We start from the raw sequence: 26,625 nt of genomic DNA, 5'->3' as shown, positions 1-26,625 counted from the left end.
TGAGGAAGTGAATACGTGCAACAGATAGCCCGCTCTGTCGCTCTGGCATTTAATAATCTGCCGCGACCCCATCGCGTTATGCTGGGGTCGCTTACCGTACTGACATTGGCCGTCGCTGTCTGGCGGCCCTATGTTTACCACCCCGATTCTGCACCCATCGTCAAAACTATCGAGCTGGAAAAAAGCGAGATTCGTTCTCTGTTGCCTGAGGCCAGCGAACCTATCGATCAGGCCGCTCAGGAAGATGAAGCTATCCCCCAGGATGAACTGGATGACAAAACGTCTGGTGAGGCCGGTGTGCATGAGTATGTCGTCTCTACGGGCGATACGCTGAGTAGTATTCTGAATCAGTACGGCATCGATATGGGTGACATCAGCCAGCTTGCTGCTTCCGATAAAGAGTTGCGTAACCTGAAAATTGGCCAGCAACTTTCCTGGACGCTAAGCGCGGAAGGTGACCTGCAACGCCTGACCTGGGAAGTTTCTCGTCGCGAAACCCGTACTTACGATCGCACTGCGACGGGTTTCAAAATGAGCAGCGAAATGCAGCAGGGCGATTGGGTCAACAGCCGTATCAAAGGCACAGTCGGCGGGAGCTTCGTTGCCAGTGCTAAAGATGCCGGGCTGACCAGCTCTGAAATCAGTGCGGTGATCAAGGCCATGCAGTGGCAGATGGATTTCCGCAAACTGAAAAAAGGCGATGAGTTCTCGGTGCTGATGTCTCGCGAAATGCTCGACGGCAAACGTGAGCAAAGCCAACTGCTGGGCGTGCGTTTGCGTTCTGAAGGCAAAGATTATTACGCCATCCGCGCTGAAGACGGTAAGTTCTATGACCGAAATGGTACTGGACTGGCGAAAGGCTTTATGCGTTTCCCAACGGCGAAACAGTTCCGCATCTCCTCGAACTTTAACCCACGTCGCCTGAACCCGGTGACGGGACGCGTAGCGCCGCATAAAGGTGTCGACTTTGCGATGCCGCAGGGTACGCCAGTGCTATCGGTGGGTGATGGTGAAGTGGTTGTCGCGAAGCGCAGCGGCGCCGCTGGGTACTATGTTGCGGTACGTCATGGTCGCACCTACACTACGCGTTATATGCACCTGCGTAAGCTATTGGTTAAGCCAGGACAAAAAGTGAAACGTGGCGACCGTATCGCGCTGTCAGGCAATACCGGACGTTCAACGGGCCCGCACCTGCATTACGAAGTTTGGATCAACCAGCAGGCTGTTAACCCGCTGACGGCGAAACTGCCGCGTACAGAAGGGTTGACCGGTTCAGATCGCACTGATTACCTGGCACAGGTGAAAGAAGTTGTTCCTCAGCTGCGTTTTGATTAATTAGCACACTGACAGAGCCGGTACGCGATGCGTGCCGGCTTTTTTATTTTGTACGGCACACGGTGCGCCGCTACACTATCAGCAGATTTACTTTTCGCGATACCAGACACTGGAAGAGCATGGAAACGAAAAAAAAGAATATTGAGTATATCCCTGAGTTTCACAAATCATTTCGCCATCCGCGCTACTGGGGCGCCTGGCTTGGCGTGGCGGCGATAGCCGGGATTGCGTTAACGCCAGCATCATTCCGCGATCCTATTTTGGCAAAGCTCGGACGGCTCGCCGGAAGACTGGGAAAAAGCTCGCGTCGCAGAGCATTGATCAATTTGTCTCTCTGCTTTCCTGAGCGTAGTGAAGCTGAGCGCGAGGCCATTGTCGATGAAATGTTCGCGACCGCGCCTCAGGCGATGGTCATGATGGCGGAACTGGCGATACGCGGCCCGGAGAAAATTCAGAGTCGGGTTGACTGGCAAGGCCTGGATATCATCGAAGAGATGCGTCGCAACGATGAAAAGGTGATTTTTCTCGTTCCTCATGGCTGGGGGGTGGACATCCCGGCGATGTTGATGGCTTCCCAGGGGCAGAAAATGGCGGCGATGTTCCACAACCAGGGAAACCCGGTATTCGATTACGTCTGGAACACGGTGCGCCGTCGTTTCGGTGGCCGCCTGCATGCGCGTAACGATGGTATCAAACCGTTTATTCAGTCTGTACGTCAGGGATATTGGGGATACTATTTGCCGGATCAGGACCATGGTCCTGAACACAGCGAGTTTGTGGACTTTTTTGCGACCTATAAAGCAACGTTACCGGCGATTGGCCGTCTGATGAAGGTGTGCCATGCGCGCGTGGTGCCTCTGTTCCCGGTATATGATGGTAAAACGCACCGCCTGACGATCCAGGTACGTCCTCCGATGGATGACATCCTGACGGCGGATGATCACACAATTGCCAGACGAATGAACGAAGAGGTGGAAATTTTTGTTGCCCCACACCTTGAGCAATACACCTGGATTTTAAAACTGCTTAAGACGCGTAAACCGGGTGAAATTGAGCCTTATAAACGCAAAGATCTCTATCCGAAGAAATAAAAAAAGGCCTCTCATGTGAGAGGCCTTTTTACATCAGACGGTAGTTACTCGACGGTCAGAATACGCGTGGTATTGGTTGAGCCAATGGTGCTCATGACATCGCCCTGGGTCACAATCACCAGGTCGCCGGAAACCAGATAACCTTTATCGCGCAGGAGGTTCACCGCTTCATTGGCGGCAACCACGCCATCAGTTTCGCTGTCAAAGTGAACCGGGGTGACGCCGCGATACAGAGAGGTCAGATTCAGCGTACGTTCATGACGAGACATCGCGAAAATCGGCAGACCAGAACTGATACGAGAGGTCATCAGCGCGGTACGACCAGACTCAGTCATCGCGATGATAGCGGTTACCCCTTTCAGGTGGTTAGCGGCATACATCGCTGACATAGCAATCGCTTCTTCGACATTGTCAAACTGCACGTCAAGACGGTGTTTGGAGACGTTGATGCTCGGGATCTTCTCGGCACCCAGGCATACGCGAGCCATTGCCGCGACGGTTTCTGCCGGGTACTGACCTGCTGCCGTTTCTGCAGAGAGCATAACGGCATCGGTACCGTCCAGTACGGCGTTAGCCACGTCCATCACTTCCGCACGGGTCGGCATTGGGTTGGTAATCATCGACTCCATCATCTGCGTGGCGGTAATAACCGCACGGTTCAGCTGACGTGCGCGACGAATCAACGCTTTTTGAATACCTACCAGCTCAGGATCGCCAATTTCAACGCCCAGGTCGCCACGAGCGACCATCACCACGTCGGAAGCCAGAATGATGTCATCCATCGCATTCTGGTCGCAGACGGCTTCCGCACGTTCTACCTTGGCGACGATTTTCGCATCGCAACCTGCGTCGCGCGCCAGACGGCGGGCATAGTTCAGGTCTTCGCCGCAGCGCGGGAAGGAGACGGCCAGATAATCAACGCTGATTTGCGCTGCAGTGACGATGTCAGCTTTATCTTTTTCGGTCAGGGCTTCAGCAGAAAGACCGCCGCCCAGTTTGTTGATGCCCTTATTATTGGACAGCGGGCCGCCGACGGTAACTTCGGTGAAGACTTTCATTCCCTGGACTTCCAGCACCTTAAGCTGTACGCGACCGTCATCAAGTAGCAGGATATCGCCTGGCACGACGTCAGCAGGCAGACCTTTATAATCGATCCCGACTTTTTCTTTGTCGCCTTCGCCTTTGCCAAGGTTGGCGTCTAACAGGAACTTGTCGCCAACATTAAGAAAAACTTTACCTTCTTTAAAGGTTGATACGCGGATTTTAGGTCCCTGCAGGTCACCCAAAATAGCTACATGGCGGCCCAGTTTTGCGGCAATTTCACGGACCTTATCCGCCCGCATTTTGTGATCTTCTGGAGAGCCGTGCGAAAAGTTCATACGTACGACGTTCGCACCCGCAGCGATAATTTTTTCGAGGTTGTTATCGCGATCAGTTGCTGGGCCTAACGTGGTAACGATTTTGGTTCTGCGAAGCCTTCTGGACATGTAATACTCCGTTGACTGAAACAACTAGGTGTTGCGTGAACATTAATCCGGTCGTTCTCAAACATTGACGGTAAATGAACGACCCGGATGATAAAAGGGTAGAACATTGTTATTGCTTTTAGCGATCATCACTCTTGATGAGTAATTCTTTATCAAAACGCGATTCCTTGAGTGCTTCCTTGACACGCTTCAAGTTATCTCTAAATTTTGCCCCGCGGCGCAAAGTAAATCCTGTAGCCAGCACATCTATCACGGTCAGTTGAGCAAGTCGAGAGACCATGGGCATATAAATGTCAGTATCTTCCGGTACGTCGAGGGTAATGGCCAGCGTGGCTTCGCGCGCCAGCGGCGTGCCGGGAGAGGTCAAGGCGATAACCATCGCGTCGTTTTCCCTCGCCAACTGCGCCAGTTCAACCAGAGTTTTGGTTCTTCCGGTATGCGAAATCAGCACAATAACGTCGTCGTCGCTACAATTCATGCAACTCATACGTTGCAGTACAATATCGTCGGAATAGATCACCGGTACGTTAAAACGAAAAAATTTGTTCATCGCGTCGTGCGCTACCGCGGCGGAAGACCCAAGACCAAAAAAGGCAATTTTCTTCGCCTGGGTTAACAAATCCACCGCCCTGTTTACCGCGGTGTTATCCAGAGACTGGCGAACGTGGTCAAGACTTGCCATCGCCGACTCGAAGATTTTTCCCGTGTAAGATTCTACGCTGTCATCCTCATCCACATTACGATTAACATAAGGGGTGCCATTTGCCAGACTTTGCGCCAGATGAAGTTTAAAATCAGGAAAGCCGCGCGTATCCATACTGCGACAGAAGCGGTTCACCGTCGGCTCGCTGACGTTGGCTTCCAGTGCAAGCGCAGCGATGCTTGAATGGATTGCCTGGTCGGGTGAGGCAAGAATAATGTCAGCGACTTTACGCTCTGATTTGCTCAACTGTTCCAGTTTTAACTGGATTTTTTCCAGCATATTCATGATGTAGGTCGACTCATGGCTCATGGGAAAAAACGATTTCAGCGATACGGGGAAATCGGGGGATACATTTGCTAGATATTACCCCTGCCACGGAAGGAACGGGGCAAAATGGACAGAATAGTTGTTGTTTTTTTTCATTACATGATCGAAGTCTGGTTTTGTTACTTCTTCATGACTACGAAAAAAAGCGACTTTTTTATCCATTTTGCAGAGGTAAACGCCAATCAAACGCCTGTTTGCGGTAACAGCACGGCTGGATAAGCGTTTACGGTTTCCGGATTCACGTAAAAGCAGTACAGTGCACTGTAATAAAATTACAACCAGTTTCTGGCAAAAGCACCAGACACTTAATTGAGGAGAATGACATGGCGGTAACGCAAACAGCCCAGGCATGTGACCTGGTCATTTTCGGCGCGAAGGGCGACCTGGCGCGGCGGAAATTGCTGCCTTCCCTGTATCAACTGGAAAAGGCCGGCCAGATTAACCCGGAAACCCGTATCATCGGGGTAGGGCGTGCCGACTGGGACAAAGCAGCCTATACCAAGGTTGTGCGCGAAGCGCTCGAAACCTTCATGAAAGAAAAAATTGATGAAGGTTTGTGGGAGACCCTCAGCGGCCGTCTGGAGTTTTGTAATCTGGATGTCAATGATACCGCAGCATTTAGCCGTCTGGGTGAAATGCTGGATCAGAAATCACGGACTACGATTAACTATTTCGCGATGCCGCCAAGCACCTTTGGCGCGATCTGCAAAGGTTTGGGTGAAGCAAAGCTGAATGCTAAACCTGCCCGCGTTGTGATGGAAAAACCGTTGGGAACGTCACTGGCAACATCGCGCGAGATCAATGATCAGGTCGGTGAATATTTCGAAGAGTGTCAGGTTTATCGTATCGACCACTATCTCGGTAAAGAGACGGTGCTGAACCTGCTGGCACTGCGTTTTGCCAACTCCCTGTTTGTAAACAACTGGGATAACCGCACGATCGATCACGTTGAAATTACCGTCGCGGAAGAAGTGGGTATTGAAGGTCGCTGGGGTTATTTTGACCAGGCGGGTCAAATGCGCGACATGATCCAAAACCACCTGCTGCAGATCTTGTGCATGATCGCGATGTCTCCGCCGTCGGACCTGAGCGCTGACAGCATTCGTGATGAAAAAGTGAAGGTACTGAAATCACTACGCCGTATCGACCGCTCAAACGTGCGTGAAAAGACGGTTCGCGGTCAGTACACCGCGGGTTTTGCCCAGGGCAAAAAAGTTCCGGGATATCTGGAAGAAGAGGGCGCGAACAAAAGCAGCAATACGGAAACGTTTGTGGCGATCCGTGTGGATATTGATAACTGGCGTTGGGCGGGCGTTCCGTTCTATCTGCGTACCGGCAAGCGTTTACCGACGAAGTGCTCTGAAGTCGTCGTCTATTTCAAAACGCCTGAGCTGAATCTGTTCCGGGAATCCTGGCAGGATCTGCCGCAGAACAAGCTGACTATTCGTTTGCAGCCTGATGAAGGTGTTGATATCCAGGTGCTGAACAAAGTGCCGGGTCTGGATCACAAGCATAACCTGCAAATCACCAAGCTTGATCTGAGCTATTCCGAAACCTTTAACCAGACACATCTGGCCGACGCCTATGAGCGACTGCTGCTTGAAACGATGCGCGGTATTCAGGCGCTGTTTGTGCGTCGTGATGAAGTTGAAGAAGCCTGGAAGTGGGTGGATTCGATTACTGAAGCATGGGCGATGGACAACGATGCGCCGAAACCGTATCAGGCAGGGACCTGGGGACCGGTTGCCTCTGTGGCAATGATCACCCGAGATGGTCGTTCCTGGAACGAATTCGAGTAAAAGATCGCCTTACCCATAGGGGTTATTTTACCGGTAACATGATCTAACACAGATTGCAGAATAATTTTTGCACTTTTAAGCCTCGCGTGGATTCACCCGCGGGGCTTTTTTTATTACACTGCCTGAAACGATTTTGCCCCTGAGCTACGGCAAACAAGCGATTCAGCACTTTTTAACACGACTGATAAGCATTGTTAACCCTACCGCTCTGACAGATAAATTTTAGGAGCCTCTATGAATCCGAATTTGTTACGCGTAACACAACGTATCGTCGAACGTTCTCGCCATACACGTTCTGCCTACCTCGCCCGTATTGAACAAGCTAAATCGACCACCGTTCATCGTTCGCAACTGGCATGCGGTAACCTTGCGCATGGCTTTGCCGCGTGTCAACCGGACGACAAAGCATCGCTGAAAAGCATGCTGCGTAACAATATCGCGATCATTACCTCCTACAACGACATGCTTTCTGCGCATCAGCCATATGAACATTATCCGGCTATCATTCGCCAGGCGCTGCATGAAGCCAATGCGGTAGGTCAGGTTGCCGGTGGTGTGCCGGCCATGTGTGACGGTGTTACCCAGGGACAGGATGGGATGGAGCTTTCGCTGCTCAGTCGTGAAGTGATTGCGATGTCAGCGGCTGTAGGTCTCTCTCACAATATGTTCGATGGCGCGTTGTTCCTCGGCGTGTGCGATAAAATTGTCCCTGGCCTGGTGATGGCGGCGCTGTCATTCGGTCATCTGCCGTCAATCTTCATTCCTTCCGGGCCGATGGCGAGCGGCCTGGCGAATAAAGAAAAAGTGCGTATTCGTCAACTCTATGCGGAAGGCAAAGTTGATCGCATGGCGCTGCTCGAGTCCGAGGCGGCGTCTTATCACGCACCGGGTACCTGTACGTTCTACGGTACGGCGAATACCAACCAGATGGTCGTTGAGTTCATGGGGATGCAACTGCCAGGATCCTCATTCGTCCATCCGGATGCGCCGCTGCGTGAAGCGTTGACCGCTGCTGCCGCCCGTCAGGTTACGCGTCTTACCGGGAACGGCAATGAATGGATGCCGATCGGTAAAATGATCGATGAAAAAGTGGTGGTGAACGGAATTGTGGCGCTGCTGGCGACCGGGGGCTCAACTAACCACACGATGCATCTGGTGGCCATGGCGCGCGCGGCCGGGATTCTGATTAACTGGGATGACTTCTCCGATCTGTCCGATATCGTGCCACTGATGGCGCGTTTGTACCCGAACGGTCCGGCGGATATTAACCATTTCCAGGCGGCGGGCGGCGTACCGGTGCTAATGCGTGAGCTGCTGAATGCGGGTCTGCTGCATGAAGATGTGAATACCGTTGCCGGATTCGGTTTATCGCGTTACACCATGGAGCCGTGGCTTAACAACGGTGTACTGGACTGGCGCGAAGGGGCGGCGAAATCACTGGACAGCAACGTGATTGCCACCTTTGACCAACCTTTCTCTCACCACGGCGGCACTAAAGTGCTGAGCGGTAATCTCGGGCGCGCAGTGATGAAAACGTCGGCGGTACCGGTTGAAAATCAGGTTATTGAAGCGCCGGCAGTCGTTTTTGAAAGTCAGCACGATGTGTTACCGGCGTTCGATGCCGGTCTGCTTGACCGCGATTGCGTAGTTGTTGTGCGTCATCAGGGACCAAAAGCGAACGGAATGCCAGAATTACATAAACTCATGCCGCCACTTGGTGTATTATTGGACCGTTGTTTCAAAATTGCGTTAGTTACCGATGGACGACTTTCAGGTGCTTCAGGTAAAGTGCCTTCAGCAATCCATGTAACCCCAGAAGCCTATGATGGCGGTCTGCTGGCAAAAGTACGTGATGGCGACATCATTCGTGTGAATGGACAGACAGGTGAATTGACGCTGCTGGTTGACGAAGAAGAACTTGCTTCACGTCAGCCTCACATTCCAGACCTCAGCGCATCGCGCGTGGGGACCGGACGTGAAATGTTCAGCGCGTTGCGTGAGAAGCTGTCCGGAGCGGAGCAGGGCGCAACCTGTATCACTTTTTAAGACTTATTTTGTAATCAGGCGAGAGAAAACTCTGATGAAAAACTGGAAGACAAGTGCAGAAGCAATCCTGACCACTGGCCCGGTTGTACCGGTTATTGTGGTTAATAAACTGGAACATGCGGTGCCGATGGCAAAAGCGCTGGTTGCAGGTGGCGTGCGCGTTCTGGAAGTGACCTTACGTACCGCATGTGCGATGGATGCCATTCGCGCGATCGCGAAAGAAGTTCCGGACGCCATCGTCGGCGCAGGTACTGTACTGAATCCGCAACAACTGGCTGAAGTCACCGAAGCCGGTGCGCAGTTTGCTATCAGCCCGGGTCTGACCGAGCCGCTGTTAAAAGCCGCAACGGAAGGGACTATTCCGCTGATCCCTGGCATCAGCACGGTTTCTGAACTGATGCTGGGTATGGACTACGGATTGAAAGAGTTCAAATTCTTCCCGGCGGAAGCGAACGGCGGTACTAAAGCGCTGCAGGCGATTGCGGGCCCGTTCTCTCAGGTACGTTTCTGCCCAACCGGTGGTATCTCTCCGGCGAATTACCGTGACTACCTCGCGCTGAAAAGCGTGCTGTGCATCGGTGGTTCCTGGCTGGTTCCGGCAGATGCGCTGGAAGCTGGCGATTACGAACGCATTACCAAACTGGCTCGTGAAGCAGTAGAAGGCGCGAAGCAGTAAGCCGTTAATGTGTAAACCGTAGGCCGGATGCGGCATCAACGCCTTATCCGGCCTACGGGTCTGGTTTTTTATCCTGTAACTTTCACCTGTGCGGCGGCGTGTTTCGCGCGTTCAACCGCGTCTTCAATGGTTTGCGCTGTAGCCAGTACCACGCCTAAACGACGGCTCCCGTCGATCTCCGGCTTACCAAAGAATCGTACTTGCAGGCCAGCACCCACGGCGGCCTGTACGTTATCAAACGTCACATTCTGGCTGCTAAGTTGCGGCAGAATAACGGCGGAAGCGGAAGGCCCGTACTGACGGATTGCGCTAACGGGCAGACCGAGAAATGCGCGGACGTGCAGGGCAAATTCAGACAGGTCCTGCGAAATTAAGGTCACCATCCCGGTGTCGTGCGGGCGAGGGGAGGCTTCGCTAAAAATGACCTCATCACCGCAGACAAACAGCTCCACGCCAAACAGACCGTAGCCGCCTAACGCCAGCACGACTTTACGGGCAATCTCCTGCGCGCGCGCCAGCGCCAGGTCGCTCATCTGCTGAGGCTGCCAGGATTCACGATAATCGCCATCTTCCTGACGATGCCCTACCGGCGCGCAAAAGTGTACGCCATCAACGGCGCTAACGGTAAGCAGGGTAATTTCAAAATCAAAATCTACCACGCCTTCGACGATAACGCGCCCGGCGCCTGCCCGGCCTCCCTGTTGAGCATAGTTCCAGGCTTCGGTGAGCCGATCGGCTGAACGAATAAAGCTTTGCCCCTTACCTGAGGAACTCATTACTGGCTTCACGATGCAAGGAAAGCCAATTTCGGCGACGGCCTCGCGAAAGCGAGTTTCGCTGTCTGCAAAGCGAAAAGAAGAGGTTGGTAAAGACAGCTCCTCTGCGGCGAGGCGACGGATCCCTTCGCGGTTCATGGTCAGTTGGGTCGCTCGTGCGCACGGCACAACGTGTTGCCCTTCCTGTTCCAGCTTTACCAGCATATCCGTGGCAATCGCTTCTATTTCCGGCACGATATAATGTGGTTTTTCGCGCTCGACAACCTCGCGTAACGCTTCGCCATCGAGCATATTGATTACGTATGAGCGATGGGCAACGTGCATGGCTGGCGCGTCGGGGTAACGATCCACGGCAATGACTTCCACACCCAGGCGTTGGCATTCGATCGCCACTTCTTTACCCAGTTCACCTGAACCTAATAACATCACTCGCGTTGCTGCGGGACGCAGCGCTGTGCCTAATAACGTCATAAATTAATCCCCTGTTTTATCTGGGCGCAGTATATACGAAAACGTTTGCGTCTGTCTTTATTGCCAGGTTGATTTCAGGGCGCAAAAAGAATATGCTGTACATAAATACAGGTAATTTAAGAGGCTGCAAAAATGGCGGTTGAAGTTAAATACGTAGTCATTCGGGAAGGTGAGGAAAAAATGTCGTTTACCAGCAAAAAGGAAGCCGATGCGTATGACAAAATGCTTGATACAGCGGATTTGCTCGACACATGGCTGGAGCAGTCACCGGTAGCGCTTGAAGACGAGCAGCGTGAAGCGCTTTCCCTGTGGCTGGCTGAGCAAAAAGATGTGCTGAGCGCCATCCTGAAAAACGGCAAGCTGCCGTCTCCGCAGGCCGTTAAAGATGACGCGCACGCTGAGGATGATACCCAGGCTGCCTGAAACGACTTGCGCTCCTGACGTTTTGTACCATGCTTTTTCCTGAATCATTGTGCAATCCCTGACGTCTTTTCGCGTTGCTACATGCGACCGGAAAGACGAAGGGGAGATAAAGGAGAAAAAAATGTATAAAAAAAGAGCGTTATTAAGCCTGCTGTTGTTATCTGCCAGCGTATCTGTTTTTGCGGCAAACATGGAAAGCAAAAATGTTCAGTTTCCAAAATGCGAAGGGCTGAATGCTGATGGTATTGCGGCGAGCGTGAAACGTGATTATCAGCAAAATCGCATCGCGCGCTGGGCTGACGATCAAAAGCGTGTTGGGCAAGCCGATCCTGTCGCCTGGGTTAATACCCCCGATATTACGGGCAAAGATGGCAAATGGTCGGTCCCGCTGACGGTTCGCGGAAAAAGCGCGGATATTCACTATCAGGTAAAAGTCGACTGCCAGGCCGGAACGGCGGAGTATCAACCGCAGTAATGAGCGTATTTGCACATCTTTTGATGAGCTGAACACTTCCTGACATCCCCTCGGGTACGCTTTGACGATTATTCGTCTGTACTTGAGGGGCAAAATGGCTAACTGGCTGAACCAACTACAATCTCTTCTTGGGCAAAAAGGATCCTCCGCATCATCTTCCGGCGAGCAAGGGCTGAGTAAACTTCTGGTCCCTGGCGCGTTAGGCGGTCTGGCGGGATTACTGGTTGCCAACAAATCCTCACGTAAGTTACTGAGCAAATACGGCACCAGCGCGCTTCTGGTGGGTGGTGGTGCGGTTGCCGGAACCGTGCTGTGGAACAAATACAAAGATAAAGTTCGCGCCGCGCATCAGGATGAGCCGCAGTTCGGCGTACAAAGCTCGCCGCTGGATGAGCGAACTGAACGCCTGATCCTGGCGCTGGTTTTTGCGGCTAAAAGCGATGGTCATATCGATGCCAAAGAGCGTACCGCCATTGAACAGCAGCTTCGTGACGCGGGTGTTGAGGAGCAAGGCCGCGTTCTGATTGAGCGGGCTATCGAACAACCGCTGGATCCTCAGCGCCTGGCGCAAGGGATCCGCAACGAAGAAGAGGCGCTGGAAATATACTTCCTGAGCTGTGCGGCGATTGATATCGACCACTTTATGGAGCGCAGCTATCTGAATGCGCTGGGTGATGCGTTGAAGATCCCACAGGATGTTCGTGACGGCATTGAACAGGATCTCAAGGCGCAAAAACAGGCTTTACCGGGTTAATTACTTATCGCTAAGGTGCATGTTTCGCTTGCATCATCGCTGTCTTTTGCCACCCTTATAGGATGTTTAAGCAAAAGAACAATGACATGCTACCAAAAGCTTCTCGTATTCCCCACGCCATGACGCAGCATGGCGATACACGTGTTGATAATTATTACTGGCTGCGAGACGACACCCGCTCGCAGCCGGACGTGCTCGAATACCTGCAACAGGAAAATGCGTATGGCCATCAGGTTATGGCTTCGCAGCAGGCTTTGCAGGACCGCGTTCTGAAAGAAATTATCGACCGTATTCCCCCACAGGATGCGTCCGCTCCCTATGTGAAAAATGGTTATCGTTACCGGCATATTTATGAACCGGGATGTGAATATGCCATTTATCAGCGCCAGTCGGTTCTCAGCGAAGAGTGGGATGAATGGGATACTCTGCTGGACGGCAACCAACGCGCAGCCCACAGTGAATTTTATACGCTGGGAGGGCTGGCGATATCACCCGATAACAGCATTATGGCGCTGGCCGAAGATTACCTCTCCCGGCGGCAATATGGCGTTCGCTTCCGCAATCTGGAAAGCGGCAACTGGTATCCGGAAGTACTGGATAACGTTGAAGCGGATCTGGTCTGGGCGAATGATTCCCAGACCTTCTATTACGTTCGCAAACACGCCACGACGTTACTGCCGTACCAGGTCTGGCGGCATACCGTCGGATCTCCCTCGTCACTGGACGAATTGGTGTACGAAGAAGCCGATGACATGTTTTATGTCAGTCTGCATAAAACCACATCGTTACATTATGTGGTGATCCATATCGCCAGCGCGACGACCAGTGAGGTTCTGCTGTTGGATGCAGAACTGGCCGACGCCGAACCGTTGCTTTTTTTAGCGCGGCGTAAAGACCACGAGTACAGCCTCGATCACTATCAGCACAAGTTTTATCTGCGCTCTAATCGTGAAGGTAAAAACTTTGGTCTGTACCGCACGCGCGTACGCAATGAACAAGCGTGGGAGGTGCTGATCCCGCCGCGCGAAAACGTCATGCTGGAGGGGTTTACCCTGTTTACCGACTGGCTGGTGGTGGAAGAACGCCAGCAGGGTTTAACCAGTCTGCTTCAGATCAATCGCAAAACGCGCGAAGTGATCGGTATCGCCTTTGACGATCCGGCGTATGTGACCTGGCTTGCCTATAACCCGGAACCGGAGACATCGCGACTGCGCTATGGCTATTCCTCCATGACCACGCCGGACACGTTGTTTGAACTGGATATGGACACCGGGGAGCGTCGCGTGCTTAAGCAGACGGAGGTCCCCGGATTTGATGCGGCGAATTACCGCAGCGAACATGTCTGGATCACCGCGCGCGATGGTACCGAGGTTCCGGTCTCACTGGTTTATCATCAAAAGTATTTCCTGAAAGGGAAAAACCCATTACTGGTTTACGGCTATGGTTCGTATGGCGCCAGTATGGATGCTGATTTCAGTAGCAGCTGTTTAAGCTTATTGGATCGCGGCTTTGTTTATGCCATTGCCCATGTACGTGGCGGCGGTGAATTGGGTCAGCAATGGTACGAAGACGGTAAGTTTCTGCACAAGAAAAATACCTTTAATGATTACCTCGACGTCTGCGATGCGCTGCTAAAAATGGGCTATGGCGCGCCATCGTTATGTTACGGCATGGGGGGAAGCGCTGGCGGAATGTTAATGGGTGTCGCCATCAACGAGCGCCCGGAGTTGTTCCATGGCGTGATTGCTCAGGTGCCGTTTGTCGATGTGGTGACCACGATGCTGGATGAGTCAATTCCACTCACCACCGGTGAATTTGAGGAATGGGGTAATCCGCAGGATCCGCAGTACTATGCGTATATGAAAAGCTACAGCCCCTATGACAACGTCACCGCGCAGGATTATCCGCATTTGCTGGTCACGACGGGATTACACGACTCCCAGGTGCAATACTGGGAACCGGCAAAGTGGGTGGCAAAATTGCGTGAGCTGAAAACGGACGATCGCTTGCTGTTACTGTGCACGGATATGGATTCCGGGCACGGCGGTAAGTCCGGGCGTTTTAAATCTTACGAAGGCGTGGCCCTGGAGTACGCGTTTTTGATTGGGCTGGCACAGGGAACACTGTCTGGGCAAGCTTCAGATCAGATGTTATCCAGATAGTGCTTTAGCGTTAATCGCAGCTCCGGGCTCATACTGTCGAGGTTATTAAATAACCAACGCAGATAGCCCGGATCGCGTTCTGCCACCTCTGATACCGGTTTTCCACGGTACTTACCAAATGTGAAAGTAGTGAGTAATGCAGGGCGGCCGGTAATGTCGACCATCTGCTCTGCGGTCCAGCCTGAAGTCTGCATGATGTCGATCAGCAAAGCCGCAGTGATGTAGCAATCGTACAGAGCGCGGTGGTGATGCAGGCCTGCAGGCGTCTGAACGTTCAGCTTACGTGATTTGTACAGCGCCATATTGCTGTATTTGATTCCTGGCCACAATCGACGGGAGAGCTTCATGGTGCAGATCCACTCTCCGGGCATCTCTGGCAATACGCGGCGGTCGAAACTTGCGTTGTGCGCCACATACCACTCGCTACCGTAATAGTGCGGAATGATATCTTCAATCCATGGCTTATCGGCTACCATCGCTTCAGTAATGCGATGAATAGCCATCGCCTGGGGGCTAATGGGGCGGTCAGGGCGCACCAGGTGGCTCATTGGGTTAACTATCTTTCCATCAACCACATCGACAGAAGCAATCTCAACAATGCCTCCCTGCAGACCACAGGTTTCTGTATCTATTATGCGCAACATGCCATGCTCCCGACCAAAACGACTAGCGTAATGGAATGATATCACCTTGCCAACCCCGTGGCGTGCGTTGACCGGTTAAGAGCAAAGAACCGCTGTCGGCGCGTACAATCAATCGACCTCGCTCGTCCCATAACGCGCTGCTCCCGCGTGCATTGGCCATTAATACCGCGATGGCAAATTTATGCGAGAAACTTTGTAGCTGAGATGTGGATGAGAGGAGTTCTGGCTCGCTGACGGACTGGCTACTGGTGAATAACGAAAAAGCAGGATCGATATCAATACCTTCTGGCTGACTATCCACAACGCTGATGGCATTGCGCTGTCTGGCAATACAGGCCCCGTGGCTCTGATGAAACGTTAATGGTGATGTCATCCAGGGAGAGAAAAGCGCAATGCCTTTCACAAAACGATTGTTATGCTCTACCGGCAATCCCGCGATAATTGTCATGCGGTAAGTCGCTGCGGCATGCGCCAGCGGTTCCAGCAACGCTTCATCAGGTGGCGCTGGGAGGGAGTCATTCTCATCAACGCAGCCCAACAAGGAGAGGGCGGGGAAGACCAGCAATTCACATTGGCATTGTGCGGCTGCCTGAATGAATTGCAGGTGATGGGCAACGTTTTCGGTCACTGACGCGTGAAGGGGTTCGTATTGTGCTGCTGCGATTTTCCAGTGTGACATAATGATTTCCTTTTCATAGTGTCTACAACCATCTTTAAAGTATAGATTAAGAATATACTTATACTGTAGCAGGCATCATGTAAGGAATCGTAACGTAATATAAGTTTTATTTAACTTTCGGCTCGTACGGTAAGCGTGAAAGGGAGACGGATGCCAGGCGATGCGCGATGAGTCTTTCACGAAACCAGTCGCGTAAATGTTCGGGCTGTTCACGTTCAACCACTTCGGCAACGATCGGCATATTGTAGCGTTCTTTAAATGCGACACCCGCCGCGGCCAGGTCAACATTGACCTTATCCATTTCGGCTTGCTCAAGTTTGGCCAGATTGATGTTCATAGGCTGCTCCTTTTCTCTGTCTTCCGGCGCGCAAAGTTACTAAGAGTGCGCATTAATGGCAAGACACAATTGATGATTCTCGACTCGATCATTGTAGAAGGTTATTCTCTATAGATTAGACATAACAAAAAGGAATAGTTGAAATGGCTTCATCTGCATCTTCGCTACGTAATACTCTCATCGTACTCGCCAGCCTCCTCGCAACACCCGCTGCATTGGCGCATGCACACCTGACAAAACAAAGTCCGGCGGCGAATGCGGAAGTCACCGCTTCTCCCCAGGCGCTGACGCTGAATTTTTCTGAGGGCGTCGAACCTGCGTTCAGCGGCGCAACGTTGACAGGTCCACAAAAGGAATCAATCAAGACGGGCAAAGCGACCCGCAGCGATCAGGACAAAACGCAACTGATTATTCCGCTCGCTCAAACGCTGGAGGCCGGAAAATATACGGTGGACTGGCACGTTGTATCCGTGGATGGTCACAAGACAAAGGGACAATATACCTTTAGCGTGAAATAACCGATGCTGGCATTTACCTGGGTTGCCCTGCGATTTATTCATTTTACCGCGTTGATGCTGGTGTTTGGTTGTGCGCTTTACGGCGCATGGCTGGCTCCCGTTTCGGTTCGCCGTTTAATGATGCGTCGTTTTTTACGTCTGCAACGCCATGCCGCGACGTGGAGTTTTATCAGCGCGACGCTAATGCTGGCGATCCAGGGGGGCTTAATGGGCTCAGGATGGCGGGATGTCGTCTCTACAGACGTTTGGGGCGCCGTTCTGCAGACGCAATTTGGCGGCGTCTGGCTATGGCAGATTATCCTCGCGATGGTCACGTTGGTGGTGACCATCGTTGTGCCGCGCAGCATGTCGCGGCTGCTCTTGATGCTGACGATTGCTCAGTTTATTTTGCTGGCAGGTGTTGGACATGCAACGCTGCATACTGGCGTCGCTGGGGCTATCCAACAGGTTAACCATGCCTTACATCTGATATGTGCCGCCGCCTGGTTTGGCGGGTTGCTGCCCGTACTTTACTGTATGAGAATGGCGCAGGGCCGCTGGCGGGAACAAGCGATCGGAACGATGATGCGTTTCTCCCGCTATGGGCATCTCTTCGTGGCCGGGGTTTTACTTACCGGGATTATGAATGCCCTGTTTATTGTCGGTGTTTCCGGCTCCTGGCACATGGCTTATGGGCAACTGCTTTTGTTAAAAGGTGCCCTTGTCATGCTAATGGTAGCGATTGCCCTGGCGAATCGGTATGTTCTGGTACCACGCATGCAGCAGGATAATGGCTGTGTGACGCTCTATTTCATTTGGATGACAAAACTGGAATGGGGAATAGGGGCCGTTGTGCTGGCGATTGTCAGCCTGTTTGCAACCCTCGAACCTTTTTGATTGATGGACTGGCAAAACGCATGAAAAAAATCATTTTCTCTTTACTACTACTGGCAAGTTCAGGGGCCGCGTTGGCAGCGCCACAGGTCATCACCGTCAGCCGTTTTGAGGTTGGCAAAGATAAGTGGGCGTTTAATCGGGAAGAGGTGATGCTGACCTGCCGTGCAGGTCACGCGCTGTATGTCATCAATCCCAGCACGCTGGTGCAATATCCGTTGAATGATGTTGCCAGAGAACAGGTTGCGAGCGGTAAAACCACGGCGAAGCCGATTGAGATTATCCAGATTGATGACCCGACGAAACCGGGTGAAAAAATGAGCCTGGCGCCGTTTGTTGAGCGTGCAGAAAAACTCTGTTAATTGTCAGATGTAGCGTTCTGATTTCCAATAAAAAAACCGCAGGAACTCACAGGAGAACTTGCGGTTTTTACATTTGGTCGTGTAACAGACTGCCTTTTTTTCCGGTCACTTTAGTCGCGGACTGGAAAACCTGGCGCTGTCATCTATTCTTAAATGGCAGGGTAACTTAGCCTGCATTAATGCCAACTTTTAGCGCACGGCTCTCTCCCAAGAGCCATTTCCCTGGACCGAATACAGGAATCGTATTCGGTCTCTTTTTATGCGGATTTCATTTCAATAAGTTAGAACGTCATGTCCAAAAATTTCCGAAATTTGTCCACATATCAGTATTTGGGATTGCTTCGTTATACCACACAGTTTTTAACATTCACAGTGTATTTGCAGAGAAAAAGAACAGGGATGGGCGCTGTTTTTCCTCGTATCCAGGAGTGTGCATGACTTATGTGTCAGTGTTTTCAGTGGGTTCTTGTTTCCACAGACGTTTGGACTCGCTTGTACCGATAGCGGTATACTTCTTCATCAATAGGTGAAGTTCTCACCACTGACTCGGGACTTAGACTCACAGTAAAGAGACAGAAGAAATGGATAAGTTTAAAGAATGGCTGGTGATGGAAATTGGTAATGCAGACGATCTCTCTTCCTCATTAAATCTCTACACTAATGTCTATCAGTTAATACCTGAATATAAATTTGTATTTTCGTCTCCTAAAGGTCCATATCCGGGCTTTCAAACTAACAAAAAATTCGAAAACGGAGCATCTATTCGTTCTTTATTCAATGATGAAAACGTGTTCGTCATGGATCCTCAAACGATAGAAGAAATGTTTAGTGATAAACGCTGCTCTACTTTTAAAATAGACTACTCAATATCCCTTGATAGCCAGGCATTAAGTTATTTGCGGCCTTATATTAACGGAAAGGTCTCAGGTTTAGATGATGACATTGAAGAAATATTCAATTTTATTTCCCATAAAAATACTCAGGTAGATTCTGTATTGTATGAACTGGAGAATCTTAACAATTTAGATGTAAAAGAAAACCATCATAAAATATTTGATAAATTGTTAGGTTACGAGTTTATAAAGGATGTAGATTTCATCAAAACGGGAAATACCGGGAAATTGACATCAAAAATATCACAAAGTGAGCTTTTTCTTAAAACTGACAGGCATTTTAATTCTATGCTTGCTAAACACAAGGATTCTGAGTTCAGGCGTGCGCTACGAGATCGACATGATAGTATATACGCTTACCTTCTTATGATGAGTATCATCCAAATCAAGTCACCCGCCAGATCGCTAAAGAATAAACTTATCGATCTGTTAATTTTTGCACACAACAAAGTCGGTTTTCTGGCCACAAGAGAGCTGATTCTTGCAAGTGAGTTCTTTAAAAGAGGAACTCAATTTAGATTTTTTAACAAGATACATAAAAAATCAAAAAATATGTGGCCAGCTTTACATGGGATGGCATGGGACCTTACTCATTGTAGATATTTAGAACAAGCTATTACCTTCAATACCGGAAATAATCAACGGTATTTTTTCCCTGGAATTTTAAGCTGTGATAAAGGATTTATTGAAGCTATGGAGCTGACACCATTAAAGGCCGTTGCATTTAATACCCAGGGTGGGCCGCCACTGCTCTTTTACCATGATAATGACGTGAAAAAAATCACAGCAGACATACCTGAGGTTATTGATTTTTATATAAAAATAACTAGCAAACATAAAAGAGAAGAAAGAGCCAGCACGCGAAATGCACCCACTTATGACCTGCAATCTATTGTTACAGAACTGGAAGAAGAGCTGGAAGCTGTTGCCCAGGTGCCTGTTAGGCGGGCTGATCACATATGGTCGTGACACCAGCATCGTTCGGAATTTTGCTGCTATGGTTTAATTAAGTGAAGGGTAATATTTGTATGCAGGAGGTCAAATGGGACAGCCTGACAATATCTACCAGCGGATCGCAGCAACAAACTGGCGACACGTCTGGGTCGTTGGGGATCTCCACGGTTGCTTCTCTTTATTGATGGCTAAACTGCGCCAGTGCCATTTTGATCCCTGGCAGGATCTGTTGGTTTCAGTGGGCGATGTTATCGACCGTGGCCCTGACAGTCTCCGTTGCCTGCGCCTGATGCGTAAAAGCTGGATTGTGGCAGTCAGGGGCAATCATGAGCAGATGGCGTTGGATGCACTGGCGACGGGGGAGCAACTGTCGTGGTTTATGAACGGCGGCGCGTGGTTTGCTCACGCGGATCAGCCCGCGGCGAGGTTAGCACTGGAAGCGTGCCGAAAGTTACCCTGGATTCTGGAACTACGCTGCCGGAGTGGTATACACGTTGTTGCTCATGCTGATTACCCGGATGATGATTACCAGTGGCAAAAAGAGGTCGATTTACAGCGGGTACTGTGGGATCGTGCGCGGTTGATGAACAATGGTAACGGCATACGCGGCGCGGATCACTTTTGGTTTGGACATACGCCGCTGCGGCATCGGTTGGATCGCGACAATCTGCACTATATTGATACCGGTGCGGTATTTGGCGGCGAATTAACGCTGGTGCAACTGCAATAATCAGAAATCACTGTATTCCTGGGCCGGACGCCAGAAGCTGTCGATATAATCGTCCGCAGGCAAACATCCGCCGTTACGAATGCGCTGATCGTCCATCGATACAAGGCATTGCTGCTCAGTTTTGTAGACATCAACCACGATATCTTCACAACCGCCGTCAAGGTAGCACACAAAAAGAACCAGCGTGAACATTCCATCCTCTAATGGTAAAGCCATACCTCTAGTGTAGAAGATGTTGATAGATGAGGGAAATTAGCCAGGAAATAACCCGTCTGGCGACGGGTTCTTTTTGAATCAGGCAAGGCGCATGATCCAGGCATCTGACTTACGATCGTAGTGCTCGCGAAACAGAACAGAATGCTCTCCATTCAGAAGGGCCGGGACGCTGGTGTCGGCATCCCAGGCGTCCAGTTGCATACATAAATCCGGATCGGATTTACATGGAATGGTTAACGTTCGGTCCCCCGGCGATTCGCCATGCAACTCGGCGTCGTCGATTTCAAAAGCGCCAATGCGCACACTGGTTTTCATCATCGTGCTCTCCGTTTATCTGCTGATTGTGGTACGACCAGTTAGGTCGTCCATTTTTCAGCGTAGTCAACGTTAGCAAAAGCGCCAGTCAAAACGTGCGTTATCCTGTAAAGAGTTTGCCATCCCGGACAAGCTCGCGTGGATAGCTATTTTTCAATCGCGATCCAATACGTTTTGCCAGGCCGATCGGCTGATGCTGGAACGTAACTAACACGTCGTCAGTTGCGGGTGAAGTTTGCGGGTAAACATCTCTACCGCGATACCACTCTTCCGCTTCGGCAAGGCTCAGTTCGAACGCATGGCTGTGGCCTGGATCGGCGAGGGCGATGACGGCTTCATGCTGCCAACGATACCCTTTGTTGTGGGTTTCAGCCAGTTTAACCCCGAGGCGGGAAAAACGAACTTTGCCAATCAGGGGTTCAATCTCTGTCGGAAATAACCAGATCTCTTTATCGCGCTGCCACAGGCGTAAATTGTCTGCCCATTGTAATCCGCAGGCGTTAGCGGCCTGAGCAACAAGCGCGGATTCACGTCCTTTCAGCGGGCTGAACGGGAAGTTGCCCACTTTATATTTCGGTGAGGGTAGCGCAGGAATGGCGGCCGTTTTGCGCAAACGCGCGACGAAGAATCCTTCACAATCGTAGATCTGCGGGAACACATGCAGGAATCCTTCCGGCGTCAGGGCGTGTTCAGCCTCCGGGAATAAATCGCCCAACGGTAAAAATTCAACGGCATCCGGGTAGGTTTCAATCAACCACTGCATAATGGCTTCGTTTTCGTCACGGTTCAGCGTACAGGTTGAATAAACCAATGTGCCGCCGGGACGCAGAGCGTGAAATGCGCTGTCGAGGAGCTCACGCTGGGTTGCGGCAATTTCCAGATTACTTTCTATGGACCAGTTTTTCAGCGCATCGGGATCTTTACGTACCACGCCTTCGCCGGAACATGGAGCATCCAGCAATATGGCATCGAATGTTTCTGGTAATGCCGCGCCGAATACCCGCCCGTCAAAATGGGTCAGGGCGACATTGTTGATACCGCAGCGGCTGATATTGGCATGCAGGACTTTGACGCGACTGGCGGAAAACTCATTCGCCAGAATCACTCCCTGATTATTCATTTTGGCGGCAATTTGCGTGGTTTTGGAGCCGGGAGCTGCCGCGACATCCATTACGCGTTCCGGGGTATTGCCATCGGCAAACAGCGCGGCGACTGGCAACATTGAGCTGGCTTCCTGAATATAAAACAGGCCGCTTAAATGTTCTGCGGTGCTGCCGAGCGGCAGTGACGTTTCATCATCGCGTTCAATCCAGAAGCCTTCAGCACACCATGGAACAGGGGTGAGCGACCAGTTATATGGCGCTGTCAGAGTGAGGAAATCGGCAACAGAGATTTTCAGCGTATTGACGCGGATGCTACGGCGCAGCGGACGCTGGCAGGCAGCGAGAAAATCATCGAATGAGAGCGTGGAAGGCATTGCTTCACGCATTTGTGTCAGAAACGCGTCGGGAAAATAAGCCACTTGGTACCACCGGCAAAAAAACAGGTGCGCAGTGTAGCATAAGTGCTCCGGCGCGAGTACGCCGGAGCAAAGGGAGAGATTATCGTGGCAGGGCGGTTCCCCATTCACGCCACTCTTTCGGTTCGCTTTCCTGCAACAGGAAGTGTTTACCAGCCTGTGCTTTCGGGGCCAGTGGCGTACCCGGCGGGGTTGCAAAGGCGATCCCACCGCGAATGAACTGATTAAAGGTACCGGTCTTCACGACGCCGCCAGTCAGGCCGAAGTCGAGACTGTAGCCGGATGCCAGCCAGAATACAGAGTTGTTACGCACCAGATGCTGATAGCGCTGGCTGATGCGCATAGCGATCATCACGCGATCGGAAAGGGAGCCGAGCGTCAACCCGGTGACGGTCCCCACCTCAATACCTCTGAACAGAACTGGCGTACCGATGTTTAATGAACCCGCTTCCGGTGCTTCCACCACAATACTCAGACCATCGAGGTAACGAGAGTCGGTGATAGTAGCTTCCTGCAGCTCAAAATCACGGCGCGGGTTACCGCGGCCAGGTTCAACGTTGATATACGGCTGTAAGATGGTATCTAAATGCTCCACGCCGGCTGCTGAGATTTGCGGGGTAATTACGGAGAAGCGTGTGCCGCTACGCGCAAAGGTCTGTACGTACTCCGGATACAGTACCGCTTTGGCCTGAACTTCGTTACGGGCAGTGATCAGCTCAAGCGTCTGGATCTGGCCAATATCAATTCCCAGATAGCGAATCGGCATCCCGGCCGCCAGTTTACCGGCATCGAAAGCGTGCAGGGTTATCTGGCCGCCCACCGCACGCGCAGCGGTTTCTGACGCATACAGAATCCGCTTGTCGCCTTTGCGTTGGCTGGCGCTGGCGCCGCTCAGGTTATCGAAGCTAATTGCGCCTTTAATCGCTCGCGACAGGGGAGAAGCCTGAACGGTTAAACCGCTGCCGTTAAGCTGAACCTTGGCGCCGCCCTCGGCCCAGAACACACTGTTGCTGGTCAGCAGGTTGCGATATTCCGGTTTGATATGCAGATCGATATCAAACGCATCGGCGCGTGGACGAACGCTAATCACTTCACCGACTTCGAATTTACGATATAAGACCACCGAACCGGCCTGCACATCGGGCAGCGTCTCGGCACTCAGGCTGACCGTGGTGGTTGGCAGATCGCTCAGGCTGTTCTCAATCGCCTTTTCCAGGTTGGCATACAGCGGGTAGCTTTTTTTCATTTCACCTTTTGTACCAGGCAAAATACGAATGCCGCCGCTGATCCACTCACTGGCGCTGGCGCCAAGAAACTCCACGCCATCAAGCCCAACTTTGACATCGACCCGACTGTTGACCACAAACTTACTGTCGCCTTGCACCAGCTCGCGATGCTGCGGTTCGATGGCGACGGTAAACGAAACGCCTTTGCTGGAGAGCGTGCGCTCAATCACCTGACCGACCTGTACGCCGTGAAGAATCAGCGGTTGGCCGGCATCAATACCGTAACTTTCCGGCGCGGTCAGCGTCAGCGTCATGACGCCCGGATCGTGTAGCAATGATTGCTCTGCAGGAATCACCGCAAACTGGTTACGCGGCTCGCCCTCGCCAGGTATCAGTTCGAATGTTTTGCCCGTCAGCAGCGAACTGAGATTCGCATCGCTTAATGATAATTTAGGGCTGTGTAATTCAATACGCGTGTTGTCGCGCAATAGCGTGACGACGCTGGGATCGACCGTCATCTCGCCGGTGACTTTCCCGCCCGGATTTAAATCCAGTTTGGTCAGTTGACCGACTTCTAATCCTTGATACATCAGCGAAGTTGAGCCTGCTTTCAGTCCGTCGCCGCTGGGTAAGTCGAGCTTAACGATCACGCCGCGCTGGCTGTGTGCGAGATCCTGATACAAACCAAACGTGTCGTCGGCAACGGCGGGTTGCGAATCTTCCGGTGAGTCAAAGGCAATGGCGCCATTTACCAGCGCAGCCAGACTCTCCAGTTTCACTTTGGCGCCGCTGAGGCTGACATCCGCGTCTACCCCTGATACGTTCCAGAAACGACTGCCTTTTTTCACCAGATTGGTAAAGCGACGTTCAATCAGCACGTCGATGGTTACGCCCTGATTATTTGGATTAATGGTGTAGTCATAGACCCGACCTACCGGGATTTTGCGGAAATAAACCAGCGAGCCGCTATTAAGCGAACCGAGGTCGGGGGCCCGCAGGTGCAGCATCAAATCGCCATTGTTCAGACGGTATTTCGGCTGCGTATCAAGCGCGACGAAATGATCCTCTGGCTCGCCGGTTCCGGGCATCATGCCGATATAGTTGCCGCCAACTAACGCATCCAGGCCGGAAACCCCCGCCAGTGACGCTTTCGGCGTGACCAGCCAGAACTGGGTATCTTTGCGCAGTGCATCTTTCATATTTGATTTGATGCTGACGCGGACTTCAATTTTACGCAGGTCTTTGCTGAGGTTGATGTCCTGCACCGTGCCCACTTCGACGCCCTGATAGCGAACAGGGGTACGGCCAGGCACAATGCCGTCCGCCGACATAAAGTCAATGGTTACGGTATTACCGCGATCTTCATAGCTTCCCCAGATAAGCCATCCTGCAATCATCAATGCGATGAACGGCAGCAGCCAGAACGGGGAGATACGACGTTTTGTTTTAATCTGCGCTTCAGTCTGCGAAGCGGGCGTTTCCTGACTCATGTGCATCCCAAAGTAAGCGGCTGTCCAGCCATTCCACTGCAAGAATAGTCAATATTACCGCTGCGCCGAAATAAAACGCAGCCGGTCCCATAGTAAAAGCAAGTATCTGATCGCGATTAATCAGCGACATGGTTAAAGCGATAACAAAAAGATCCAGCATTGACCAGCGACCAATCCAGGTCACTATGCGCAGTAGTTTGATGCGGGTACGCAATCCTTGCTCACATTTAAAATGAATGCTGATGAGCAACGTAAACATCACAATCACTTTGGTGAATGGCACCAGAATACTGGCAATAAACACGATCGCCGCCACGCCGATATTACTGTTCGCCAGAGACAGTATGCCTGACATGATCGTGTCTTCCTGCCGGGAGCCATTGACATAAATAATCGAGATAGGCAGGAGGTTCGCAGGCAGCAGCAGGACAATCGAGGCCAGCAGAGCAGCCCAACATTTTTGAATACTTTGATTTCTGCGCCAGCGCAACGGTATGTGGCAACGAGGGCAGCGGCCGCGGGCGTCCGGATACCCTGTAAAGTGGCAACCAAGGCAAACGCGAAGCTTTTCATCGGGCCGACGAGCAGGCCTTTGTGGGTAAAAACGGTCCCAAAGCTGTTCTACGTTGAGGTGCGATAACGTCAAAATACTGAGGATCACCAGCGCAATAAAAGCAAACAGTCCCACCCCAGGTTGCAAATAAGCATAGTCCTGAACTTTAATTGACGCGACGCCGATACCCACAAGATAGATATCGAGCATCACCCACTCTTTGAGCCTTTCCAGCATCAGTAGCACCGGACGCAGGTTCATCCCGAGAATATTACCAAACCACAGATAAGCGATTGAGGTAACGAGAATAATCGGCGCGCCCGCAACGCAAAATAGCACGAAAGATGCGGTGAGTGGGTCACCCTGGCGGGTCATTTGCCAGATACCCTGCATCACATTGGCGTCAATGCGTACACCGAGCAAAAAAATATGTAACAGCGGCTCTCCCCAGGCGAAGGGCATCAGCAGCAACATGGTGACTGCCATTGCTGCCAGCCGCGTTAAGGACCAGTCGCGTCCGTCACGGATTTTTGCCTGACAGCGTGGGCAGAATGCGCTTTGGTGCGAGCGCATTTTAGGCAAGCTAAATATCAGGTCGCATTCAGGACAACGATGATAATGTGCACGCGGTAGTGCCTCGCCGATAGACCTGATGGCTATTTTTTTAGTTGGCGTGATGCGTGATGTCGTAAGGGCCATGTATCGCGTATCAAAATGTTGAAGTAATGTTATCTTAACTCATGACGGGAATGATCTTGAGCATTAACGCATTTAATGTTTATTTTAGTAGG

25 protein-coding genes are annotated in these 26,625 nt (G+C 51.5%); 14 read left to right on the top strand and 11 right to left on the bottom strand.

Features of this window, described 5'->3' with window-relative positions:
- Window positions 1–15: 15 nt before the first annotated feature.
- Together mepM and lpxM are read left to right on the top strand one after the other, a co-directional pair.
- Window positions 16–1,335, top strand: a complete 1,320-nt coding sequence (gene mepM, locus FDW97_RS05795) for a murein DD-endopeptidase MepM (RefSeq protein WP_050764953.1) — start codon at window positions 16–18, stop codon at window positions 1,333–1,335.
- 119 nt (window positions 1,336–1,454) lie between these two features.
- Window positions 1,455–2,426, top strand: a complete 972-nt coding sequence (gene lpxM / locus FDW97_RS05790; RefSeq protein ID WP_085048042.1) for a lauroyl-Kdo(2)-lipid IV(A) myristoyltransferase — start codon at window positions 1,455–1,457, stop codon at window positions 2,424–2,426.
- 44 nt (window positions 2,427–2,470) lie between these two features.
- On the opposite strand, the gene pyk is transcribed toward lpxM, so the two are convergent.
- Together pyk and FDW97_RS05780 are read right to left on the bottom strand one after the other, a co-directional pair.
- Window positions 2,471–3,913, bottom strand: a complete 1,443-nt coding sequence (pyk, locus tag FDW97_RS05785; RefSeq protein WP_038641420.1) for a pyruvate kinase — start codon at window positions 3,911–3,913, stop codon at window positions 2,471–2,473.
- A gap of 118 nt (window positions 3,914–4,031) precedes the next feature.
- Window positions 4,032–4,901: a MurR/RpiR family transcriptional regulator gene (locus FDW97_RS05780; protein ID WP_137350960.1), complete on the bottom strand. Its 870-nt coding sequence runs from the start codon at window positions 4,899–4,901 to the stop codon at window positions 4,032–4,034.
- Between the two features lie 365 nt (window positions 4,902–5,266).
- Here FDW97_RS05780 and zwf point away from each other — a divergent pair, with 365 nt between their 5' ends.
- The 3 genes from zwf to kdgA all read left to right on the top strand — a co-directional run bounded on the left by zwf (window position 5,267) and on the right by kdgA (window position 9,464).
- Window positions 5,267–6,742 (top strand): glucose-6-phosphate dehydrogenase, encoded by a 1,476-nt coding sequence (zwf, locus tag FDW97_RS05775; RefSeq protein WP_003034896.1) that lies wholly within the window; start codon window positions 5,267–5,269, stop codon window positions 6,740–6,742.
- 234 nt (window positions 6,743–6,976) lie between these two features.
- A complete protein-coding gene (gene edd / locus FDW97_RS05770) occupies window positions 6,977–8,788 on the top strand; it encodes a phosphogluconate dehydratase (protein WP_121529163.1) in 1,812 nt (603 codons plus the stop codon).
- A gap of 34 nt (window positions 8,789–8,822) precedes the next feature.
- Window positions 8,823–9,464 carry a bifunctional 4-hydroxy-2-oxoglutarate aldolase/2-dehydro-3-deoxy-phosphogluconate aldolase gene (gene kdgA, locus FDW97_RS05765; protein ID WP_038641415.1) on the top strand — a complete coding sequence of 214 codons (642 nt, stop codon included), beginning with the start codon at window positions 8,823–8,825 and terminating at the stop codon, window positions 9,462–9,464.
- Between the two features lie 68 nt (window positions 9,465–9,532).
- Here the strand turns inward: kdgA and purT are convergent, their stop codons facing one another.
- Window positions 9,533–10,711, bottom strand: coding sequence for a formate-dependent phosphoribosylglycinamide formyltransferase (purT, locus tag FDW97_RS05760; RefSeq protein ID WP_137350751.1), 1,179 nt, complete (start codon window positions 10,709–10,711; stop codon window positions 9,533–9,535).
- Between the two features lie 132 nt (window positions 10,712–10,843).
- On the opposite strand from purT, the gene yebG reads away from it, so the two are divergent.
- The 4 genes from yebG to ptrB all read left to right on the top strand — a co-directional run bounded on the left by yebG (window position 10,844) and on the right by ptrB (window position 14,525).
- Window positions 10,844–11,134, top strand: coding sequence for a DNA damage-inducible protein YebG (yebG, locus tag FDW97_RS05755; protein ID WP_038641410.1), 291 nt, complete (start codon window positions 10,844–10,846; stop codon window positions 11,132–11,134).
- Between the two features lie 121 nt (window positions 11,135–11,255).
- On the top strand, window positions 11,256–11,609 hold the full coding sequence (yebF, locus tag FDW97_RS05750) for a protein YebF (protein ID WP_038641408.1): 354 nt from the start codon (window positions 11,256–11,258) through the stop codon (window positions 11,607–11,609).
- Between the two features lie 94 nt (window positions 11,610–11,703).
- Complete coding sequence (locus FDW97_RS05745; RefSeq protein ID WP_038641405.1) at window positions 11,704–12,363, top strand: tellurite resistance TerB family protein; 660 nt, start codon at window positions 11,704–11,706, stop codon at window positions 12,361–12,363.
- 86 nt (window positions 12,364–12,449) lie between these two features.
- On the top strand, window positions 12,450–14,525 hold the full coding sequence (gene ptrB / locus FDW97_RS05740) for an oligopeptidase B (protein WP_170973661.1): 2,076 nt from the start codon (window positions 12,450–12,452) through the stop codon (window positions 14,523–14,525).
- Here ptrB and exoX read toward each other — a convergent pair.
- The 3 genes from exoX to FDW97_RS05725 form a co-directional block, all read right to left on the bottom strand.
- Window positions 14,507–15,169, bottom strand: coding sequence for an exodeoxyribonuclease X (gene exoX / locus FDW97_RS05735; protein ID WP_038641401.1), 663 nt, complete (start codon window positions 15,167–15,169; stop codon window positions 14,507–14,509). The two genes, ptrB and exoX, sit on opposite strands and share 19 nt — an antisense overlap.
- Window positions 15,170–15,191: 22 nt before the next feature.
- On the bottom strand, window positions 15,192–15,848 hold the full coding sequence (locus FDW97_RS05730; RefSeq protein ID WP_085048048.1) for a carbon-nitrogen hydrolase family protein: 657 nt from the start codon (window positions 15,846–15,848) through the stop codon (window positions 15,192–15,194).
- 106 nt (window positions 15,849–15,954) lie between these two features.
- Window positions 15,955–16,185, bottom strand: coding sequence for a DNA polymerase III subunit theta (locus FDW97_RS05725; RefSeq protein WP_038641397.1), 231 nt, complete (start codon window positions 16,183–16,185; stop codon window positions 15,955–15,957).
- 143 nt (window positions 16,186–16,328) lie between these two features.
- On the opposite strand from FDW97_RS05725, the gene yobA reads away from it, so the two are divergent.
- From yobA to pphA, 5 genes are all read left to right on the top strand, one after another.
- On the top strand, window positions 16,329–16,703 hold the full coding sequence (gene yobA, locus FDW97_RS05720; RefSeq protein WP_038641395.1) for a CopC domain-containing protein YobA: 375 nt from the start codon (window positions 16,329–16,331) through the stop codon (window positions 16,701–16,703).
- Between the two features lie 3 nt (window positions 16,704–16,706).
- The gene (gene copD, locus FDW97_RS05715) at window positions 16,707–17,579 is read left to right on the top strand and encodes a copper homeostasis membrane protein CopD (RefSeq protein WP_069324700.1); all 873 of its coding nucleotides are present in this window, start codon (window positions 16,707–16,709) and stop codon (window positions 17,577–17,579) included.
- Window positions 17,580–17,599: 20 nt separating this feature from the next.
- Entirely contained in the window at window positions 17,600–17,938 is a 339-nt protein-coding gene (locus FDW97_RS05710; protein ID WP_121529159.1) for a YebY family protein, read from the top strand.
- Window positions 17,939–18,519: 581 nt separating this feature from the next.
- Complete coding sequence (locus tag FDW97_RS05705) at window positions 18,520–19,800, top strand: hypothetical protein (protein WP_137350749.1); 1,281 nt, start codon at window positions 18,520–18,522, stop codon at window positions 19,798–19,800.
- 73 nt (window positions 19,801–19,873) lie between these two features.
- The gene (gene pphA / locus FDW97_RS05700; protein ID WP_087856062.1) at window positions 19,874–20,515 is read left to right on the top strand and encodes a protein-serine/threonine phosphatase; all 642 of its coding nucleotides are present in this window, start codon (window positions 19,874–19,876) and stop codon (window positions 20,513–20,515) included.
- Here pphA and FDW97_RS05695 read toward each other — a convergent pair whose 3' ends face one another.
- The 5 genes from FDW97_RS05695 to yebS all read right to left on the bottom strand — a co-directional run bounded on the left by FDW97_RS05695 (window position 20,516) and on the right by yebS (window position 26,533).
- Window positions 20,516–20,707, bottom strand: a complete 192-nt coding sequence (locus FDW97_RS05695) for a YebW family protein (RefSeq protein ID WP_032939629.1) — start codon at window positions 20,705–20,707, stop codon at window positions 20,516–20,518.
- A gap of 102 nt (window positions 20,708–20,809) precedes the next feature.
- The gene (locus tag FDW97_RS05690; RefSeq protein ID WP_029139506.1) at window positions 20,810–21,046 is read right to left on the bottom strand and encodes a YebV family protein; all 237 of its coding nucleotides are present in this window, start codon (window positions 21,044–21,046) and stop codon (window positions 20,810–20,812) included.
- Between the two features lie 100 nt (window positions 21,047–21,146).
- On the bottom strand, window positions 21,147–22,568 hold the full coding sequence (gene rsmF / locus FDW97_RS05685) for a 16S rRNA (cytosine(1407)-C(5))-methyltransferase RsmF (protein ID WP_121529157.1): 1,422 nt from the start codon (window positions 22,566–22,568) through the stop codon (window positions 21,147–21,149).
- A gap of 79 nt (window positions 22,569–22,647) precedes the next feature.
- Window positions 22,648–25,281, bottom strand: coding sequence for a PqiB family protein (locus tag FDW97_RS05680; RefSeq protein ID WP_137350748.1), 2,634 nt, complete (start codon window positions 25,279–25,281; stop codon window positions 22,648–22,650).
- Window positions 25,250–26,533 (bottom strand): membrane integrity lipid transport subunit YebS, encoded by a 1,284-nt coding sequence (yebS, locus tag FDW97_RS05675; protein ID WP_038641303.1) that lies wholly within the window; start codon window positions 26,531–26,533, stop codon window positions 25,250–25,252. The genes FDW97_RS05680 and yebS overlap by 32 nt, the downstream gene beginning before the upstream one ends.
- Between the last annotated feature and the right edge of the window lie 92 nt (window positions 26,534–26,625).

This window comes from Citrobacter sp. wls708 (assembly GCF_005281255.1).
Lineage (GTDB): Bacteria > Pseudomonadota > Gammaproteobacteria > Enterobacterales > Enterobacteriaceae > Citrobacter > Citrobacter werkmanii.
Note: the sequence above shows the minus strand (reverse complement) of the source record. Positions and strands in the feature narration are given on the sequence as shown.

Coding starts and splice junctions, on each gene's coding strand:
- yebS (WP_038641303.1), bottom strand. CDS start 26,533: ATGGCCCTTACGACATCACGCATCACGCCAACTAAAAAAATAGCCATC.
- yebF (WP_038641408.1), top strand. CDS start 11,256: ATGTATAAAAAAAGAGCGTTATTAAGCCTGCTGTTGTTATCTGCCAGC.
- FDW97_RS05745 (WP_038641405.1), top strand. CDS start 11,704: ATGGCTAACTGGCTGAACCAACTACAATCTCTTCTTGGGCAAAAAGGA.
- pphA (WP_087856062.1), top strand. CDS start 19,874: ATGGGACAGCCTGACAATATCTACCAGCGGATCGCAGCAACAAACTGG.
- FDW97_RS05780 (WP_137350960.1), bottom strand. CDS start 4,901: ATGAATATGCTGGAAAAAATCCAGTTAAAACTGGAACAGTTGAGCAAA.
- edd (WP_121529163.1), top strand. CDS start 6,977: ATGAATCCGAATTTGTTACGCGTAACACAACGTATCGTCGAACGTTCT.
- copD (WP_069324700.1), top strand. CDS start 16,707: ATGCTGGCATTTACCTGGGTTGCCCTGCGATTTATTCATTTTACCGCG.
- FDW97_RS05680 (WP_137350748.1), bottom strand. CDS start 25,281: ATGAGTCAGGAAACGCCCGCTTCGCAGACTGAAGCGCAGATTAAAACA.
- purT (WP_137350751.1), bottom strand. CDS start 10,711: ATGACGTTATTAGGCACAGCGCTGCGTCCCGCAGCAACGCGAGTGATG.
- lpxM (WP_085048042.1), top strand. CDS start 1,455: ATGGAAACGAAAAAAAAGAATATTGAGTATATCCCTGAGTTTCACAAA.
- FDW97_RS05725 (WP_038641397.1), bottom strand. CDS start 16,185: ATGAACATCAATCTGGCCAAACTTGAGCAAGCCGAAATGGATAAGGTC.
- yobA (WP_038641395.1), top strand. CDS start 16,329: ATGGCTTCATCTGCATCTTCGCTACGTAATACTCTCATCGTACTCGCC.
- zwf (WP_003034896.1), top strand. CDS start 5,267: ATGGCGGTAACGCAAACAGCCCAGGCATGTGACCTGGTCATTTTCGGC.
- kdgA (WP_038641415.1), top strand. CDS start 8,823: ATGAAAAACTGGAAGACAAGTGCAGAAGCAATCCTGACCACTGGCCCG.
- FDW97_RS05690 (WP_029139506.1), bottom strand. CDS start 21,046: ATGAAAACCAGTGTGCGCATTGGCGCTTTTGAAATCGACGACGCCGAG.
- FDW97_RS05730 (WP_085048048.1), bottom strand. CDS start 15,848: ATGTCACACTGGAAAATCGCAGCAGCACAATACGAACCCCTTCACGCG.
- exoX (WP_038641401.1), bottom strand. CDS start 15,169: ATGTTGCGCATAATAGATACAGAAACCTGTGGTCTGCAGGGAGGCATT.
- FDW97_RS05705 (WP_137350749.1), top strand. CDS start 18,520: ATGGATAAGTTTAAAGAATGGCTGGTGATGGAAATTGGTAATGCAGAC.
- ptrB (WP_170973661.1), top strand. CDS start 12,450: ATGCTACCAAAAGCTTCTCGTATTCCCCACGCCATGACGCAGCATGGC.
- FDW97_RS05710 (WP_121529159.1), top strand. CDS start 17,600: ATGAAAAAAATCATTTTCTCTTTACTACTACTGGCAAGTTCAGGGGCC.
- yebG (WP_038641410.1), top strand. CDS start 10,844: ATGGCGGTTGAAGTTAAATACGTAGTCATTCGGGAAGGTGAGGAAAAA.
- FDW97_RS05695 (WP_032939629.1), bottom strand. CDS start 20,707: ATGTTCACGCTGGTTCTTTTTGTGTGCTACCTTGACGGCGGTTGTGAA.
- pyk (WP_038641420.1), bottom strand. CDS start 3,913: ATGTCCAGAAGGCTTCGCAGAACCAAAATCGTTACCACGTTAGGCCCA.